Source organism: Lactobacillus sp. UMNPBX19 (assembly GCF_002553805.1).
In the GTDB taxonomy this organism is placed as follows: Bacteria; Bacillota; Bacilli; order Lactobacillales; family Lactobacillaceae; genus Lactobacillus.
This window is the reverse complement of the sequence record NZ_PCYR01000008.1, coordinates 36682-51587: the sequence shown is the minus strand read 5'-3', so window position 1 is coordinate 51587 and position 14906 is coordinate 36682. Positions and strand designations below refer to the sequence as shown.

Below are 14906 nucleotides of genomic sequence, written 5' to 3'. Positions count from 1 at the left end.
GAAAGATAATTAAAAGAAAGGTGACGTAGAAATGAAACTCTTTGCCATTGTAGGTAGCAACGCCAATCATTCTTATAATCGCGATCTACTAAATTTTATTAAAAAGCATTTTACTGATAGATATGATATTGAATTGGGAGAGGTTAAAGATCTTCCAATGTTTAAAGAAGGAGTTGAAGAACCTGCTGCAGTAGCTAGCTTTGCTAAAAAGGTAGCTGATGCAGATGCAGTGTTAATCTCTACGCCAGAACAACAACACTCAGTTCCTTCATCCTTAAAGAGTGCACTAGAATGGCTTTCATCAGCTGAACACCCTTTTAAAGATAAGCCGGTAGTTATTGTGGGTACTTCAGTTTTACCACAAGGATCAGCTCGTGGCCAAAGTCATTTAAAGCTGGTGCTTTCCTCTCCTGGTTTTGGTGCCAAAGTCTTTAATGGTGATGAATTTATGATGGGAACAGCTCCAGAACAATTTGACGAAAACGGAAACTTACCAGCTGGAACTGTTAAGTTTTTAGATCATTTCTTTGATGAATTTGATAGTTTTTATGCTGAAGTAAGTAAGTAGGAGGAACGACCCATGAAATTACTAGCAATTGTTGGTACGAATGCAGATTTTTCATATAATCGTTTTTTAGATCAATTTATGGCTAAGCGGTATAAAGATCAGGCTGAAATTGAAGTATATGAAATTGCTGATTTACCTCGTTTTAAAAAAGAAGCACAACCAGATAGTAAAGTTGAAGAATTTAAAAATAAGATCCGTGAAGCAGATGGTGTGATTTTTGCTACTCCAGAATATGACCATGGTATTCCTTCTGCATTGAAGAGTGCAATGGAGTGGACGGGAAGCCATGCTCAAGGAAATGCAGATGTAATGAAGATGAAACCAGTAATGGTTTTAGGTACATCTTACGGAATTCAGGGAGCTTCAAGAGCGCAAGAAGAAATGCGTGAGATTTTGCTTTCTCCTGATCAAAGTGCAAATGTTTTGCCAGGAAATGAAGTTTTAATTGGTCATGCTGCAGATAAGTTTGACAAGAATACTGGAGACTTATTAGACCAAGAGACTATTCATGCTATTGATTTAGCATTTAATAATTTTGTTAAATTTGTTGAACAAGCTCAAAAATAAGTTAAAACCTTATTTTCCTATAGTACAAAAGAAACTAGGTAGAATTTTCTATCTAGCTTTTTTTGTCATTAAAGTTTATTATTTTAATGAAAGAAAGCATTTTCACAAAGCTTAGAAAAGAGAGATTTATATGCTCGGTTTTTCAGTTTACTTAGATAAAGATTTGACTGCAGATGATCATAATTATTTGCTTGGAATGAGGAATGCAGGTTTTAAGGAAGTCTTTACTTCATTAACCGGCTTAAAAGATGAAGCAGACATAGTACTAAAAAGATTAGATCAGTTAACTAGCTGGTGTAAGGATTTAGAATTAAAGGTCATGGCAGATGTTTCACAAGATGATTTACATTATTTAGGCTATGATTTAGCGGATGCAGAAGAAATAAAGAAGCTTAATGTTACTGGGTTAAGAATTAACGATCAAGTATTAATGCGCTTTGTATCAAAATTGTCTAAAACTATGTGGGTATCTTTAAATGCAATTTACTTACAACCAGAAGATATTACTCATTTAAAAGAAGAGGCGGCTAACTTTGATCATATTAGAGCTCTATTTGATTTTTATTCCCAGCCAGAAACAGGAATGGATGAAAAGTGGTTTGAAGAAAAAAATCAATGGCTTCACAATTGTAATTTAGAAACAGCAGCTTTTATATCTGGAGATGGAGTTAAAAGAGGACCATTTTTTGCTGGAGAAACTACTCTTGAGTCACAAAGAGGCGTATATCCATTAGCAGCAGCTCTCAACTTAAAAGATTTGGCATGCAATAACGTCATTGTTGGCGATCGTCTAACTAGTGAAACGATTAAGTCTTTTGCGCGCTATACGAAGGATCATGCAATCACGCTTCATGTAGATGAAAAAAATACTTTTCTCAATGAAAATCAATGGCATAATTATTTGTATCTTGCTCAAGATATCGTTAGACTTCGTAGTGAAGGCGAACTTCCAAAATTTGAAGCGCAGGATTTACCTTTGGATCGACCTGTGGGAACAATTAGTATCAATAGCAATGGCTTAAATAGTAACGAAATTCATATTGCTAAGAGAAATTTACCTGTTAATAAAGATGGAAGGATTCTTGGAAGAGTCTGCGATGAAGAGTGTAGCTTGCTTCCTCATATCGAGCCAGGACAAAAAGTTATTTTTAAAAATTTAGAAAAGTAGGGATTACAAAATGATTAGGCCAAACATTTTACCACTGCAACATGTGCCAAATGCACGTGATTTGGGCGGTTATGTAGGTTTTGATGGTCGAAAAATTAAGATGCATCGACTTTTAAGAACAGGAAAGTTATGCCAAATGACTAAAGAAGATGAAACTTTTTTACTTAATTATGGCTTAACTAAAATTGTTGATTTACGCTCACCTAAAGAAATTGAATTAGCTCCTGATGTTGTGCCAGCAGGAGTTGAACATATTGATAATCCAATTCATGGAAATCAAAGTGCAGAAACAGATCAAAAGATATTGCAATTAAAAAAGACCTATACTAAAGATCAATATGCTGGTTTTAAGACGATGTGTCACCAATACCATTCTTCTGTTAGTAAGGAATATTCTCAAAAAGCCTTTAATAGTTTACTTAACATCTTTGCTAATACTAAAGATGGAGCTATTATTTTTCATTGCTCTGAAGGAAAAGATCGTACAGGATTGGCTACAGTTCTGATCCTATATATTTTGGGCGTTGATATGGAAACTATCAGACAAGATTATCTATTTTCTAACTTAATGCTAGGAAATTATCAGGTTAAGATGAACCAAAAGATAATCGATGAAGGGGGAAGTGTAATTTTGCGTGCTAACGTTAGAAGTTTAGCAAGTGTCGCAAACGAATATTTGGATACAGCTCTCTTATTAATTGATGAAAAGTATGATGGAATAGATAGTTACATTAAAAATGTTCTTAAAGTTGATGATGAGATGATTCAAAGTTTGAGAGAATTATACTTAGAGCCAAAGAAGGCATCAAAATGATAGAAAATTATGCTTCAACTCCAATTTCAAAAGTTGGTCGCGGATTAGGAACTGTTATTACGCTACAGGTTTATGGTGACCAGAATAAAAAGATTTTGGATCAGAGTTTTGATTTGATTGCCGGATATGAAGATCGATTAACGGTAAATCGAGACCATTCTGAGGTAATGGACGTTAATCATGCAGCTGGTATTCATCCCGTACAAGTTTCTGCAAGTACATATAATCTAATTAAGCTGGCTGTTTATGAAAGTAAACAAAATTTTGGCTTTAATGCTCTGATTGGACCAGTTGTAAAATTATGGCATATTGGTTTTAAAGGAGCCCATGTTCCAACTGATGAACAGATTAAAGAAAAGATGGGTCTAACGAATCCAGGAGATGTTAGATTAGATGATGATAATCAGACTGTTTTTTTAACTAAAAAAGGGATGGAGCTGGATCTAGGCGGAATTGCTAAAGGATATATAGCAGATAGAATTAGAGATTTATGGCGTGCTTATGATGTTCGTGCTGGAATTATTAATCTAGGTGGGAATGTCTTATTTGTAAACAGTTCTCCTAAAAGAGCAAGTGGGGAATGGATTCTGGGCGTGCAAGATCCGAAAAAGAAACGTGGTAATAATTTAACAACCGCTACTGTTCATGAATGTTCTGCTGTAACGAGTGGGACGTATGAGCGCTTTTTAGAAATTAATGGGAAAAAATATCACCATATTATTGATCCTAAGACTGGATATCCCGTTAAGACTCATGTGGCTGGTGTAACCTTATTTACTCGTGATTCTGTTCAAGCTGAAATTGAGTGTAAGCGACTATTTTTTGCTGGTGGTCCTATTCCGGGCTGGAAAAATGATAAAGCAGGTCGCTATGGTGCAATCTTTGTATATGACGATGATTCAATGGAAAGAATTGGTGTATAAAAAATAGGATTCGGTAATTCCGAATCCTATTTTTGCTGAGTATTTTAACCAACTGTTCGACTAATACCAAATATTGTCTTAAATACTCCATTTGACAAACCTGGTGTGTTATAAATAATTACTCGTAAAATTGGTGAATCAACTGTTTGTTGAATAAACCAAGTATTTTGAAAAGCCTGGCACATTGATAAGGCTACATAAACTAAGAAGTAAGCAGCAATAAAAGATACTATTGCTCCTAAAACATTGTCTAATAGATTACCGATTCCCTTTTTAGTACGATCACGTTTAGGAAGCCAACCCTTACAAATCTTTAAAATCATTTTACCGATAAACCAAATTACAAAGAAGGCTAAGAAGCGGTAACCGATTATTTCAAGACTAATATTGCCTGTTGTGGGAACAACCTTACCAGAAAATTGTTGATAGAACCAATTTCCCAAGCTATTTTGGCCTAGAATAGCTGCTGCAAATACAATTGCACCAAAAATCATATTAATAACACGTTGAGCAAATCCCAGTTGATATCCTTTATAAGTTTGATAACCGAGATAAAGAATCACAATAAGCGTAACAATCATACATTTAACCCCTTTTGCTAATCATTATAGCTTATCGATTTTAATTTAAATACATATTTTTAAATACTTATTTGTTTTTTGACGATTCTTAAAAAATACTACATAATTAAATACGTTAGTTTATGATGATAATAGTGTTGTTAACCGCCTTTAATTGCGGTAAATTAGGAGTGTGAAACTAGGTTTCACAGGTGAAAAATGAATCCAGAAATTTTTGCAAAAGAGCTCGCAAAATATGGCTTTGAACTTAATGAGAAGCAAAAAAAACAATTTGCGACATATTATGATAAATTAGTTGAATTTAATAAAAAGGTTAATCTTACCAGAATTACTGATAAAAATGAGGTTTACTTAAAGCACTTCTTTGATAGCATTACTCCACTTTTAGAATTTCCAGACCTATTTAAAGGTGAGAAAACTTTATGTGATGTTGGAGCAGGAGCAGGTTTTCCTTCTTTACCGATTAAGATTTTGTGTCCTAACTTAAGTATCACTATTGTTGACTCTTTGGGTAAAAGATTAAAGTTTTTAGATGAACTTGTAAACGACTTAGGTTTAGATAAAGTTACTTTAGTTCATAGCCGTGCGGAAGATGCCGGTCAAAATAAAGATTTACGCGAAAAATTTGATTTGGTAACTGGACGTGCAGTAGCAAGAATGAGTGTTTTAAGTGAATATTGTTTACCACTAGCAAAGGTTGGTGGTTACTTAGTTGCTCTAAAAGGACCAAAGGCACAAGATGAATTAGCGGAAGCTAAGCATGCGATTGATGTATTGGGAGGAAAAGTAGAAGATGTGAAAGAATTAACCCTTCCTGATACAGATGATGACCGCACTTTAATTGTTGTTGAAAAAATAAAAGCAACCCCTAAGAAATATCCGCGTCAAGCTGGTACACCGAATAAAAAACCACTTTAAATTTAATTGGAGGAATAATTTATGGCATTTTCATTATTTGGCAATCGTCAAAAAAAGATCCTTGAAAGTAAGCAAGTTCAAGAAATTGAGCTCGATAAAATTATGCCTAATCGCTATCAGCCCCGTCATACTTTTAGTGATGAATCAATTGAAGAATTAGCTACTACACTAAAAGAACAAGGTTTACTTCAACCAATTATTTTGCGTAAGCCAGCTGATGGTCCTGAAGGTGAATATGAAATTATTGCGGGTGAACGTCGTTTTCGTGCTGCTCAATCACTTAAATGGGCAAAAATTCCGGCAATTGTTGAAGATATGGATGATGAAAAAGCAGCCTCTTTAGCCTTAGTTGAAAATTTGCAACGTGAAAATCTTAACCCTATTGATGAAGCACAAGCTTACGTTCAATTGATGAAGGTTAATAATTTAACTCAAACTGAATTGGCAGAACAAATGGGGAAGACTCAATCTTATATTGCTAATAAGATTAGACTACTCAAGTTAACGCCAAAAGTGCAAGGGTTCTTAATTGATAAAAAGATTTCTCAACGTCATGGACGTGCACTTTTAGCTTTGAATGAAGAAGATCAAGATACTGCTGTTAGCGAGATTATTAAAAGTGGCTTAACTGTAAAAGAAACTGAAGAGATGATAAAAGATCTTGATGGTTATTTTGCTGCTCAAGAAAAGGAAAAAGAAGAAGAGCTCGAAGAGAATAAGCCGGAACAAACTAAAAAGCCTAAGAAGAAAGTTCAGGTTCGGACAGCTAATGATTTTAAAGTACAAATAAATACAATTAAAAAAGCAATTAAGATGGCAAAAGATTCAGGAATGACTGTGAAATACAAGGAAGATAAAAAGGGTGATTCCTACAAAATTACTATTGAATTGCTTAAAAAGTAGGCAAAGGGAGTAAATATGGTTCAAATTATTTCGGTTGCTAACCAAAAAGGTGGCGTTGGTAAAACAACGACGACGATTAATTTAGGTGCCAGCATTGCAAATCATGGTTATAAAGTTCTAATAGTTGATATTGATCCCCAGGGGAATGCAACTTCTGGTTTAGGTATTGAAAAGTCAACTGTAGATAAAGATATCTATAATGTTTTAATTGATGAAATTCCTTTATCTGAAACCATTCATCATACAGAAACTAAAAATTTAGATGCAGTTCCTGCTACTATTCAATTAGCTGGTGCTGAGATGGAATTAACATCAATGATGGCACGTGAAACAAGATTGAAGCAGGGAATCGATGAGGTTAGCCATGAATATGACTTTATTTTTATCGATTGTCCTCCCTCTTTAGGTCAGCTTTCAATTAATGCTTTTACTGCTTCAGATTCGATTTTGATCCCAGTTCAAAGTGAATATTATGCAATGGAAGGCTTAAGCCAGTTATTGAATACAATTCGCTTAGTCCAAAAGCACTTTAATAAGAATTTGGGTGTGGAAGGTGTATTGCTAACCATGCTGGATGCTAGAACTAATCTAGGAGCAGAAGTTGTTAAAGAAGTTCAATCTTACTTTAATAAAAAGGTTTATAAAACAATTATTCCGCGAATTACCAAGTTAGCTGAGGCTCCAAGTTATGGTAAACCAATTACAGAATACGCTCCAAAATCTCGCGGTTCCCAAGTATATGATTCTCTAGCAAAAGAGGTGTTGAAAGCTCATGGTAAAAAACTCTAAAGAACCTAAAAAACGTGGTCTTGGACGAGGCTTAGAAGCTTTATTTGATGAGAGCCCACAAGTTCAAGAAACTGAGGAGATTACTGAAATCTCTTTAGATGAAATTAGACCTAATCCATATCAACCAAGAAAAACGTTTGATAACAAAAGCTTAAAGGAACTTTCCGAATCCATTAAAGAAAATGGTGTTTTTCAACCAATTATTATTCGTAAATCAGTTAATGGCTACGAAATTATTGCCGGTGAACGTCGTTTTCGTGCTTCTAAGTTAGCTAAGAAGAAAACAATTCCAGCCATCATTCGAGACTTTGATGAGGCGCAAATGATGGAAGTTGCAGTTTTAGAAAACTTGCAACGTGAAGACTTAACGCCATTAGAAGAAGCGCAAGCTTATGAGATGCTGCAAAAGAATTTAGGGTTAACTCAAGCAGAAGTTTCTAAAAGATTAGGTAAATCTCGCCCATACATTGCTAATTATCTTCGTCTACTTACTTTGCCTCAAAAAACTAAACGTCTCCTTCAAAGAGGAGAGCTGTCAATGGGACAAGCAAGAACATTGCTTGGTCTGAAAGATAAGGACAGAATTGATGACTTGGCAAGAAAAGTAGTTAAGAACGGAATTACAGTTCGTCAACTAGAATCACTGGTAGCTAAATTAAACGAAAAAGAAAAGAAACCTAAGAAAAAGGCTATTAAAAAATCAGCTTTCATTAGGGCTAGTGAATCACAATTAACTGATAAATTTGGTACTAGTGTAAATATTACCGAGAGTAAAAGAGGAAATGGTCATTTGGCCATTGATTTTGCATCAACTGATGAATTAAATCGAATTTTAGATTTACTAGGAATTAATTTAGATAAATAATTAATAGGAGTGATTTTTCATGTATCATTTGGGCGATGTAGTACAGATGAAAAAACCACATGCATGTGGTGAAAATAAGTGGGAAATCTTGCGAATGGGTGCAGACATTCGCATTAAGTGCTTAGGGTGTGGTCATTTAATTATGATTCCCCGAGCAGAATTCAATAAAAAATTAAAAAAAGTGCTGCACTCAGCAAATGATCCTGTTAACTTAAAAGAGGAACATTACGTTCCTAAGGAAAATATTGCTGTGCCACACTTTGAATAAAACCAATTAAGAGGAGAATAATATGTCATTAACTGCAGGTATTGTTGGATTACCAAATGTTGGTAAGTCTACTTTGTTTAACGCGATTACTAAAGCTGGTGCCGAAATGGCAAACTATCCATTTGCCACAATCGAGCCAAATGTGGGGATGGTTGAGGTTCCAGATAGTCGTCTAGCTCGTATTCAAGAATTAATTCCAGCTAAGAAGATTGTTCATACTACATTTGAATTTACTGATATTGCTGGTTTGGTAAAAGGCGCATCAAAAGGTGAAGGACTTGGAAATAAGTTCCTTGAAAATATCCGTCAAACTGATGCAATTGTTCACGTAGTAAGAGCTTTTGATGATGACAACATTACTTCAGTTACTGGTAAGGTTGATCCAGAAGAAGATATCAACACCATTAATCTTGAATTAGCAATTGCGGACTTAGATGCAGTTAACCGTAGAATTGGAAAAGTGCAAAAGGTTGCTCAACAAGGCGATAAAGAAGCTAAAGCTGAATTAGCTGTTTTAAATAAATTAAAGCCAGTTCTTGAAGAAGGTAAAGCTGCTCGCTCAATTGACTTTAATGAAGATGAACAAAAGATCGTTAAGGGACTATTCTTACTTACTTCTAAACCAGTTATTTATGTTGCTAATATTGCTGAAAGTTCAATGGCTGATCCAGAAAGCGATAAGTACTACCAAATTGTCAAAAAGCATGCTGAAAGTGAAAATGCAGAGGCTTTAGGAATTAGTGCTGCTACTGAGGAAGAAATTGCTTCAATGGATGAAGATGAAAGAAAAGAATTTCTTGAAATGGAAGGCGTTGAAGAATCTGGGCTTGATCGTTTGATTAAGGCTGCTTACCACATTTTAGGTCTACGTACTTTCTTTACTGCTGGTGGTCCTGAAACTCGTGCATGGACTTTCCATGAAGGCATGAAAGCACCACAAGTTGCCGGTGTTATTCACTCAGACTTTGAACGTGGATTTATTCGAGCAGAAGTTGTTTCATTTGATGATTTAAATGAACTTGAAACCATGCAAAAAGTTAAAGAGGCTGGAAAGCTTCGTCTTGAAGGAAAAGACTATGTAGTTCAAGACGGTGATATTATTGAATTTAGATTTAATGTTTAGGAGTTTTTTGAATGGATCCAAAAGATCAAAATAAAAGTGAACATACTGAAGCTGCCAAGAACTCAATAGTAGGTAATGCGCAACAAGAAAAATTAAAAAAGGCGCATGAACAAAATTCTCGTGATGAAGAGATTAAAAAGATGTCTCCAAAAGAATTGCGTAATAAGTTAAGTAATAAAAACCAAGATTACATTTTTCGTTTGGAGAAGTTTTTGACAGAAGATCAAAACTATACTATGGATCAAGTTGAGCCAGCAATTGATCAAATTTTGCCAGAAATTATTGTTGCGCAACGTAAAGGAATTCCAGCATCTAACTTATATCAAAAAGCTCCAAGAGAAAAAGCAATCGAAATTGCTAATCCTAAAAAAGAAGCACCTAAGACTAAGTTTTGGATGCATGCCGTAGATAATGGCTTATTGTACTTTGTTATCTTTGCTGGATTCTTTGGTGTAGTTCAACTATTTAGTAACAGTTCTAAGCAACAAGATGGTATGCAACAAATGGGTATTTTAACTGTTGCATCAGTTACAATTTTATTTGGTATTTTAATGGCATACTATAATGATTTAATTACTAGGGATAAAAGTAAACGTCCACCAATGTGGCAAATTATTTTAATAGGTGTATTTTTAGTCGGAATCATAATGGTTTGGATTACATTTACATCAATGCCATTTATGCGGGTGATTAACCCTGTATTAAACCCATGGGTTTACATTGTATTAGCGGTAATTGCTTTCTTTGTTCGCAGATGGTTCCGTCAAAAGTACCATGTTGTTGATCCATTGCAAATTAAGCGTCAAAATGAAATTGCTGCTAGAAGACAAAATCGTCGAAATTAAAAACGTGACTATTTATTTAAATTAGTCTACAGTATAAATAAAGATAACAAATAATTTTATTTGTTAGGGGAGTAAATAGACGGCACGAGGCGTCTATTTATTTTTATCTTTTTTAAGTAAAGAACGGGGGTTTTATATGGTTAATGTGTTGCGTAAGTCAATTAGACAATACAAAAAATTGTCGTTGACTTCCCCAGTCCTAGTTGCAGGTGAAGCTTTAATTGAAATGTTGATCCCGTACTTGGTTGGTATTCTAATTGATAGGGGAATTATGAAAGGAAATATGGGCTATATCAATAAGTGGGGCCTAATTCTTTTCGTGCTAACCTTAATTTCTTTAGCTTTGGGTGCGAGTGCCAGTTATGTTTCTGCACACGCGGCAGCAGGTTTTGCGGCTAATTTGAGAAAAGATATGTTTTACCATATCCAAGATTTTTCTTTTAGCAATATTGATAAGTTTTCTAGTGCCAGCTTGGTAACACGACTTACTACAGATGTAACCAATGTTCAAAATGCCTATCAAATGTTAATTAGAATCGCTGTTCGTGCACCGTTAATGCTGATTTTTTCAATTATTATGTCGATTATCATTAGTCCAAGGCTATCTTTGGTTTTTGTGGTAATCGCTCCTATCTTTGTTTTAATTTTGGCATTAATTATTAAAAGTGCATATCCTTACTTTCCACGTATTTTTAGAGGATATGATGTAATGAACCAAGATGTTCGTGAAAATATTCGTGGAATTCGTGAAGTAAAGACTTACGTACAAGAAGAATCTCAAATTGAAAAGTTTGAGAAGTCTTCTGGCTTTATTTATAAATTATTCTCAACAGCGCAGAAAATTATGTCACTTAATGCGCTGGTTGTAATGGCTGTTCTTAACATTTCTACTTTAGCGATTTGCTGGTTTGGTGCTAAGGAAATCGTTGGTGGAAGTTTGCAAACTGGACAATTAGTTTCTATGTTTTCATATTCAAACTCTGTTTTGTTTAGTTTGAATATTCTAGCTATGATCACTACCCAATTAGTTATTTCTGAGGCTAGTGGTAAACGTATTGCAGCTGTCTTAACCGAAAAGCCAGCAATCGAAAATCCACGAAAACCTCTTAAGGACGTAACTAATGGAGATATTGTTTTTGATCATGTTAACTTCAAATACTCACCAGATGATAAGCATTATGCTTTAGAGGATATTAACTTACATATTACCCCTGGTGAAACAATCGGTATTATCGGTGAAACTGGATCATCTAAATCAACTTTAGTTTCAATGATTCCACGTCTTTATGATGTAACATCTGGTGCGGTTAGAGTAGCTAGACATAATGTTAAATCATACGAATTGAAGGCCCTTCGTGATAAAGTTGCAATGGTTTTACAAAAGAATGTTTTGTTTAGTGGAACTGTTGAAGAAAACTTGAAATGGGGAAACGAAAATGCAACACATGAAGAAGTTGTAGCTGCAGCTAAGGTCGCTCATGCAGATGGTTTTATCCGTGAAATGCCAGATGGTTATAATACAATGATCGAACAAGGCGGAAATAATGTTTCTGGTGGACAAAAACAACGTTTGACTATTGCTCGTGCACTTTTGAAGAATCCGGAAATTTTAATTCTAGATGATTCAACCTCTGCTGTGGATACGACAACTGAGCGTGAAATTCGTGAATCCTTAGCAAAAGACATGCCGCACACTACTAAGATTATTATTTCTCAAAGAGTTGTTTCCATTAAGGATGCAGATCGAATTATTGTTATGGATCATGGTAAGATTCAATCAATTGGAACTCACGAAGAATTAATGAAAACCAATGAACTTTATCGTTCAATTGCTAAGTTCCAAGAAGAAAATAATGCGGGAAAGTAGGTGAGAGTAAGTTATGGATCAAGTAAAAGAAAAAACACAACCTAAGGGAAAGCGAATAAAAGTCCTTGGTCGTTTATTAAAATTAGTTTTAACAACGAGTCCTTGGATGTTAGTTGTTTCAATAATTACTATTATTTTAGCAGCTGCTTCTGCTGTAATTGGATCACTATTTATTGAGCGACTGATTGATACTTACGTAACACCACTCTTACATGAAAAAGTTCCGAATTATGGACCACTTTTAAACGCCATTTTAGTAATGTTTGGAATCTATGCAATTGGATTCCTTTCTAACTACTTATTTAGTATGTTGATGGGGGTATTAGCCCAAAAAGTCCAATTCCGGGTTCGTAATGAAACATTTACCCATATGGAATCTTTACCAATTGCTTATTTTGACCAAAATAACTATGGGGATATCATGAGTCGGTATACTAACGATATCGATACCTTGATGCAGATGATTTCCCAATCATTACCTCAATTCTTAAACTCGGCACTAAGCTTGATTTTTGTTATTGTAGCTATGTTTAGTTTAAGCTGGCAATTGACTTTGTTCTCATTTATTATTTTTGCGTTATCCTTTGGAATTGTTAGATTTTTAACAGTTAGATCTAGTCATTACTTTAAAGTTCAACAAAATAAACTGGGTCAAATTAATGGTTACGACGAAGAAATGCTAAATGGGTTAAAGGTCATTAAAGTTTTCTCTCACGAACCTGAAGCTGAAGAAGGCTTTGATAAGTTTAATGAAGAATTGCGTGGAGCATCTGGAAAAGCTAATACCTATGCCACAATTTTATTTCCAATTATGGGTAATATGGGTAACTTATTGTATGTCTTAATTGCCTTTATTGGAGGAGCTGCTGCAATTAATGGTTGGGCTCCTTTAACTTTAGGTGCAATTGCATCTTTCTTACAGTTATCACGTCAGTTTAGTATGCCGGTTGCACAAATTTCCCAACAATTGAATTCAATTGTTTTAGCTTTAGCCGGTGCTCAAAGAATTTTTGAACTAGAAGATGAGCCTTCTGAAGTTGATAATGGAGATGTTATCATGTCTCCTAATAAGGAAGTCAAGAATAGCTGGTATTGGGATGTTCCGGAAAAGAACGGTGACATTAAAAAGGTACCAATTAAGGGACATATTATTTTTGATCATGTTAACTTTTCATACGTTCCAGAGCATCAAATTTTGTATGATATCAATATTGATGCAAAACCAGGGATGAAGGTGGCTCTAGTTGGTGAAACTGGTGCAGGTAAGACAACTATTTCAAATATGCTTAATCGTTTTTATGAAATTCAATCTGGAAAGATAACCTATGATGGTGTTCCAATTTCTCAAATTAGAAAAAATGATTTAAGACATTCTTTGTCGATTGTTTTACAAGAAACTCACCTCTTTACTGGAACGATTATGGATAATATTCGTTTTGGTAAACCTGATGCTAGTGATGATGAAGTATATCAAGCGGCGCGTTTAGCGCATGCAGATGAGTTTATTCATGAACTTGATGATGGATATGAAACTGTAATCGATGGTGATGGGAGCGATTTGTCTCAAGGACAAATGCAGCTGCTAAGTATTGCTAGAGCGATGATTGCGGATGAGCCGGTGATGATTCTTGATGAAGCAACTTCAAGTATTGACACTAGAACTGAACGTATGGTACAAGCCGGTATGGATAACTTACTTGCTGGTAGAACTAGTTTTGTTATTGCTCACCGTTTATCAACAATTGTTAACTCAGATCTTATTTTAGTTCTAGACCATGGTCATATTATTGAACGTGGTACTCATGAAGAACTTTTGAAACAAAAAGGTTACTACTACGAGTTGTACACTGGTAAAAAAGAATTAGATTAATTAAAAATGGAGTCTAGATGCTTTTCTAGGGTCCATTTTTTATAATTCTTTAAAAACGTGGTTTAATTTAGGTAATTAAAAGGAAAACGGGTAAAATATTAATAATAGATTTTTAATGTGATAAATAATTATAGATAAGGAGCAATCCTCATGAAGATCTTAGTTGTTGATGATGATAAAGAAATCGTTGAATTATTAAGTATATATTTAAAAAATGAAGGTTATGAACCAATTGCTGCTTATAGCGGTAAAGAAGCTTTAACGAAACTTTCTACTAATCCGGAAATTGCCTTAATGATTCTTGATATTATGATGCCACAAATGTCGGGAATCGAAGTTATCAAGGAAGTTAGAAAAGATTCGGAGATTCCAATTTTAGTAGTTTCTGCTAAGACTAGTGATATGGATAAGATTCAGGGTTTGATTACTGGAGCAGATGACTATGTAGTTAAGCCATTTAATCCATTAGAAGTAATGGCACGGGTAAGATCTCTCCTTCGTCGTAGCCAGAAAGAAGTAAGAGATGATAAGCCAGATGTATTAGAAGTAGGACCTTTAGTGATCAATAAAGATTCACATGAAGTTAAAACTTTAACTGGTAAGGTTATCCAATTAACTGCCTTAGAGTTTGGAATTTTATATATGCTTGCTAGCCATCCTAATCGAGTTTTTAGTGCTGATGAAATCTTTGAAAGAGTGTGGCAACAAGAATCAGTGGTTTCTGCTAAAACTGTTATGGTACACGTTTCTCACTTACGCGATAAGATTCAGAAAGCAACTGATGGTGAAGAAGTTATTCAAACAGTCTGGGGAGTAGGCTATAAAGTAGAGGCTTAG

General features: G+C 34.7%; 16 protein-coding genes. 15 read left to right on the top strand and 1 reads right to left on the bottom strand.

Annotated elements, in window-relative coordinates; translation table 11 throughout:
• The first annotated feature begins 31 nt into the window (after window positions 1–31).
• The 5 genes from nfr1 (at window position 32) to CP370_RS03795 (ending at window position 4040) form a co-directional block, all read left to right on the top strand.
• Complete coding sequence (gene nfr1 / locus CP370_RS03815) at window positions 32–568, top strand: NADH-dependent flavin reductase subunit 1 (protein ID WP_087712605.1); 537 nt, start codon at window positions 32–34, stop codon at window positions 566–568.
• Window positions 569–580: 12 nt separating this feature from the next.
• A complete protein-coding gene (gene nfr2, locus CP370_RS03810) occupies window positions 581–1135 on the top strand; it encodes an NADH-dependent flavin reductase subunit 2 (protein WP_004896517.1) in 555 nt (184 codons plus the stop codon).
• A gap of 130 nt (window positions 1136–1265) precedes the next feature.
• Window positions 1266–2303 (top strand): MupG family TIM beta-alpha barrel fold protein, encoded by a 1038-nt coding sequence (locus tag CP370_RS03805; protein WP_087284157.1) that lies wholly within the window; start codon window positions 1266–1268, stop codon window positions 2301–2303.
• A gap of 10 nt (window positions 2304–2313) precedes the next feature.
• On the top strand, window positions 2314–3117 hold the full coding sequence (locus tag CP370_RS03800; RefSeq protein ID WP_087284161.1) for a tyrosine-protein phosphatase: 804 nt from the start codon (window positions 2314–2316) through the stop codon (window positions 3115–3117).
• Window positions 3114–4040 carry an FAD:protein FMN transferase gene (locus CP370_RS03795; RefSeq protein ID WP_012846711.1) on the top strand — a complete coding sequence of 309 codons (927 nt, stop codon included), beginning with the start codon at window positions 3114–3116 and terminating at the stop codon, window positions 4038–4040. Before CP370_RS03800 ends, CP370_RS03795 begins: the two co-directional genes overlap by 4 nt.
• Window positions 4041–4084: 44 nt before the next feature.
• Here CP370_RS03795 and CP370_RS03790 read toward each other — a convergent pair whose 3' ends face one another.
• Window positions 4085–4621 carry a CvpA family protein gene (locus tag CP370_RS03790; protein WP_087284164.1) on the bottom strand — a complete coding sequence of 179 codons (537 nt, stop codon included), beginning with the start codon at window positions 4619–4621 and terminating at the stop codon, window positions 4085–4087.
• Between the two features lie 198 nt (window positions 4622–4819).
• Here CP370_RS03790 and rsmG point away from each other — a divergent pair, with 198 nt between their 5' ends.
• From rsmG to CP370_RS03740, 10 genes are all read left to right on the top strand, one after another.
• Complete coding sequence (gene rsmG, locus CP370_RS03785; RefSeq protein ID WP_011162527.1) at window positions 4820–5539, top strand: 16S rRNA (guanine(527)-N(7))-methyltransferase RsmG; 720 nt, start codon at window positions 4820–4822, stop codon at window positions 5537–5539.
• Between the two features lie 21 nt (window positions 5540–5560).
• The gene (noc, locus tag CP370_RS03780; protein ID WP_012846710.1) at window positions 5561–6442 is read left to right on the top strand and encodes a nucleoid occlusion protein; all 882 of its coding nucleotides are present in this window, start codon (window positions 5561–5563) and stop codon (window positions 6440–6442) included.
• A gap of 15 nt (window positions 6443–6457) precedes the next feature.
• Entirely contained in the window at window positions 6458–7231 is a 774-nt protein-coding gene (locus CP370_RS03775) for a ParA family protein (RefSeq protein ID WP_004896524.1), read from the top strand.
• A complete protein-coding gene (locus CP370_RS03770) occupies window positions 7215–8096 on the top strand; it encodes a ParB/RepB/Spo0J family partition protein (protein ID WP_012846708.1) in 882 nt (293 codons plus the stop codon). The genes CP370_RS03775 and CP370_RS03770 overlap by 17 nt, the downstream gene beginning before the upstream one ends.
• Window positions 8097–8115: 19 nt before the next feature.
• A complete protein-coding gene (locus tag CP370_RS03765; RefSeq protein WP_012846707.1) occupies window positions 8116–8364 on the top strand; it encodes a DUF951 domain-containing protein in 249 nt (82 codons plus the stop codon).
• 22 nt (window positions 8365–8386) lie between these two features.
• Window positions 8387–9487 carry a redox-regulated ATPase YchF gene (ychF, locus tag CP370_RS03760; protein WP_004898030.1) on the top strand — a complete coding sequence of 367 codons (1101 nt, stop codon included), beginning with the start codon at window positions 8387–8389 and terminating at the stop codon, window positions 9485–9487.
• Between the two features lie 11 nt (window positions 9488–9498).
• The gene (locus CP370_RS03755; RefSeq protein WP_087712606.1) at window positions 9499–10332 is read left to right on the top strand and encodes a DUF1129 domain-containing protein; all 834 of its coding nucleotides are present in this window, start codon (window positions 9499–9501) and stop codon (window positions 10330–10332) included.
• Between the two features lie 136 nt (window positions 10333–10468).
• Window positions 10469–12199 carry an ABC transporter ATP-binding protein gene (locus CP370_RS03750; protein WP_087284174.1) on the top strand — a complete coding sequence of 577 codons (1731 nt, stop codon included), beginning with the start codon at window positions 10469–10471 and terminating at the stop codon, window positions 12197–12199.
• A gap of 13 nt (window positions 12200–12212) precedes the next feature.
• The gene (locus tag CP370_RS03745) at window positions 12213–14069 is read left to right on the top strand and encodes an ABC transporter ATP-binding protein (protein WP_087712607.1); all 1857 of its coding nucleotides are present in this window, start codon (window positions 12213–12215) and stop codon (window positions 14067–14069) included.
• Between the two features lie 150 nt (window positions 14070–14219).
• On the top strand, window positions 14220–14906 hold the full coding sequence (locus tag CP370_RS03740; protein WP_087712608.1) for a response regulator transcription factor: 687 nt from the start codon (window positions 14220–14222) through the stop codon (window positions 14904–14906).

Coding starts and splice junctions, on each gene's coding strand:
- nfr1 (WP_087712605.1), top strand. CDS start 32: ATGAAACTCTTTGCCATTGTAGGTAGCAACGCCAATCATTCTTATAAT.
- nfr2 (WP_004896517.1), top strand. CDS start 581: ATGAAATTACTAGCAATTGTTGGTACGAATGCAGATTTTTCATATAAT.
- CP370_RS03805 (WP_087284157.1), top strand. CDS start 1,266: ATGCTCGGTTTTTCAGTTTACTTAGATAAAGATTTGACTGCAGATGAT.
- CP370_RS03800 (WP_087284161.1), top strand. CDS start 2,314: ATGATTAGGCCAAACATTTTACCACTGCAACATGTGCCAAATGCACGT.
- CP370_RS03795 (WP_012846711.1), top strand. CDS start 3,114: ATGATAGAAAATTATGCTTCAACTCCAATTTCAAAAGTTGGTCGCGGA.
- CP370_RS03790 (WP_087284164.1), bottom strand. CDS start 4,621: ATGATTGTTACGCTTATTGTGATTCTTTATCTCGGTTATCAAACTTAT.
- rsmG (WP_011162527.1), top strand. CDS start 4,820: ATGAATCCAGAAATTTTTGCAAAAGAGCTCGCAAAATATGGCTTTGAA.
- noc (WP_012846710.1), top strand. CDS start 5,561: ATGGCATTTTCATTATTTGGCAATCGTCAAAAAAAGATCCTTGAAAGT.
- CP370_RS03775 (WP_004896524.1), top strand. CDS start 6,458: ATGGTTCAAATTATTTCGGTTGCTAACCAAAAAGGTGGCGTTGGTAAA.
- CP370_RS03770 (WP_012846708.1), top strand. CDS start 7,215: ATGGTAAAAAACTCTAAAGAACCTAAAAAACGTGGTCTTGGACGAGGC.
- CP370_RS03765 (WP_012846707.1), top strand. CDS start 8,116: ATGTATCATTTGGGCGATGTAGTACAGATGAAAAAACCACATGCATGT.
- ychF (WP_004898030.1), top strand. CDS start 8,387: ATGTCATTAACTGCAGGTATTGTTGGATTACCAAATGTTGGTAAGTCT.
- CP370_RS03755 (WP_087712606.1), top strand. CDS start 9,499: ATGGATCCAAAAGATCAAAATAAAAGTGAACATACTGAAGCTGCCAAG.
- CP370_RS03750 (WP_087284174.1), top strand. CDS start 10,469: ATGGTTAATGTGTTGCGTAAGTCAATTAGACAATACAAAAAATTGTCG.
- CP370_RS03745 (WP_087712607.1), top strand. CDS start 12,213: ATGGATCAAGTAAAAGAAAAAACACAACCTAAGGGAAAGCGAATAAAA.
- CP370_RS03740 (WP_087712608.1), top strand. CDS start 14,220: ATGAAGATCTTAGTTGTTGATGATGATAAAGAAATCGTTGAATTATTA.